General features: G+C 67.5%; 2 protein-coding genes and 1 pseudogene. 1 reads left to right on the top strand and 2 read right to left on the bottom strand.

Translation table 11 applies throughout. From position 1 onward, the window contains the following. Positions 1–66: 66 nt before the first annotated feature. Both ftsX and ftsE read right to left on the bottom strand, forming a co-directional pair. Positions 67–701 (bottom strand): annotated as a pseudogene (gene ftsX, locus ABZ885_RS39930) (permease-like cell division protein FtsX); the annotation flags it as partial. 76 nt (positions 702–777) lie between these two features. Continuing rightward, a complete protein-coding gene (gene ftsE, locus ABZ885_RS39925; RefSeq protein ID WP_148644607.1) occupies positions 778–1,467 on the bottom strand; it encodes a cell division ATP-binding protein FtsE in 690 nt (229 codons plus the stop codon). Positions 1,468–1,816: 349 nt separating this feature from the next. Here ftsE and ABZ885_RS39920 point away from each other — a divergent pair, with 349 nt between their 5' ends. Next, positions 1,817–2,011, top strand: a complete 195-nt coding sequence (locus ABZ885_RS39920; protein ID WP_329929192.1) for a hypothetical protein — start codon at positions 1,817–1,819, stop codon at positions 2,009–2,011. Positions 2,012–2,126: the final 115 nt, after the last annotated feature.

Genomic DNA, 2,126 nt, shown 5'->3' with positions numbered 1-2,126 from the left:
GGACGACCAGAAGTTCGCCGCCAAGACCTCCATCGCGGTCAGCCCCGGCGGCATGGACCCGTGCGACCTGCGCCTGGCCAAGGGCGACGACGCGGCCGGACGGTGTTGACGATCAGCAGGAGGGCGACGAACAGCATCAGCACCATGATCACGAACGCCGCGGTCTGCAGACCGTTCAGCAGGCCGAAGAGGTTCTCCAGGATCTTCCGCTGGTCCTCGACCGACTTCACGCCGGGCTTGCCGGCGAAGGCGCTCTGGATGACGTCGTACTTGGTCGGGTCCTTGAGCTTCACCCGCCAGGACTGCGGGATGGCGTCCGGGCCGAGGACGGAGATGAGCGGGTTGTCCGGGTTCATCTCCTTCCAGTGCTTGTACGCCTCGGTGGAGTTCTCGAAGGTCGCGGACTGGACCACCGAGTCCATCTTGTCCAACTGGGACTTGATCTCGGCGATCTGCGGGTCGGTCGCCGCACCCGCCTGGCACTGCGGCGAGTTGCGGGCGTCCGACTTCGTGCAGAAGTAGATGCTCACCTCGACCTTGTCGTACCAGTACCCCTTCATCGAGTTCACCTGGTCACGGACCAGGAGGGAGGCACCGGCGAGGGCGAGGGAGAGCGCGACGCTGACGACGACCGCGATGGTCATCGTCAGGTTGCGGCGGAGACCCACACCGATCTCCGACAGGACGAACTGGGCGCGCATGCGTGTAACAACTCCAGGGTCGGTACTGCTGGTCGGGCGAGACGGGCCGGCGGCCCACGGGCTCAGCGCTGGAGGATCAGTGCTGGTACCCGTAGACGCCGCGGGCCTGGTCGCGGACCAGCAGCCCCTTGTCGAGCTCGATGACGCGCTTGCGCATCTGGTCGACGATGGCCTGGTCGTGCGTGGCCATCAGCACGGTGGTGCCGGTGCGGTTGATCCGGTCGAGCAGCTTCATGATGCCGACCGAGTTCTGCGGGTCGAGGTTTCCGGTGGGCTCGTCCGCGATCAGCAGCATCGGGCGGTTCACGAACGCCCGGGCGATCGCGACGCGCTGCTGCTCACCACCGGACAGCTCGCCCGGCATGCGGTCCTCCTTGCCGCCGAGGCCGACCAGGTCCAGCACCTCGGGCACCACCTTGTTGATGGCGCTCTTGGGCTTGCCGATCACCTCGAGGGCGAAGGCCACGTTCTGCGCGACCGTCTTGTTGGGCAGCAGGCGGAAGTCCTGGAAGACGGTGCCCAGCTGGCGGCGCATGTGCGGCACCTTCCAGTTGGACAGCTTGCCCAGGTCCTTGCCCAGCACGTGCACCTCGCCGGTGCTGGGACGCTCCTCCCGCAGGCAGAGCCGCAGGAAGGTGGACTTACCCGAGCCGGACGAGCCGACCAGGAAGACGAACTCACCCTTCTCGATCTCCAGCGAGACGTTGTCCAGGGCGGGACGGTTCTGCTTGGGATAGGTCTTGGAGACGTTGTCGAATCTGATCACGGCTGCATCACGGAGGCCATCCTAGGCGGCGCCAGTCCTCGGTCGGTCCACCCCGGGCGCCCGGCCCGGGGGCGGGCGGAGGGAGCGGAAAGGGCCGCTCCCGGCTTGGGACCATACGCGAAGCCGCGCCCGGCTTGCAGGGTCGGCCCGTGACAAGAATCGAAAGTTGGGGGAGAATATCCGGTTATGCCCCGAAAATTGGGAGGCATCTCACAGCCCGGGGGCCGGAACGGCCAGAACCTGGCAGAGTGGAGGTGGCGGCCGGGGTTGGCCGCTCCCCCGCACAGGGCAAGAAAAGGAACCAAAGCCCCGTCCGGTGCGTTGGCTGAGGCAGCGAGGAGGAGATCGCATGACCTGCGACCATCTGGTGTGCGCCAACTGCAACGGCCGCGTGAGCGAGGGCCGCTGCCCCGTGTGCCGCGCCAACCGGGCCCGGCTGCAGGAGCAGCAGGGTCCGTTCGCCGCGCTCTCCCCCGCGATGCTGCTGGCCCTGCTGGCCGGGCTGCTCGCGGTGGCGCTGATCGCGCGGCAGGCACTGGCCTGAGGCCGTGAACGAGGAGGCCCCCGACGGTGATCCGTCCGGTCCACTGACCCGTCATCAATTCCCCCATGGTGTAGGACGGATGATTGCGGTCGCATCCTACGACGCGGCGGGGGCC

Source organism: Kitasatospora sp. NPDC047058 (assembly GCF_040643935.1).
GTDB lineage: Bacteria > Actinomycetota > Actinomycetes > Streptomycetales > Streptomycetaceae > Kitasatospora.
The sequence above is the reverse complement of the archived record's forward strand: the minus strand, read 5'-3'. Positions and strand labels throughout refer to the sequence as shown.

Bases quoted from the DNA above. Each gene is read 5' to 3' on its own strand.
- ABZ885_RS39920 (WP_329929192.1), top strand. From the start codon at position 1,817: ATGACCTGCGACCATCTGGTGTGCGCCAACTGCAACGGCCGCGTGAGC.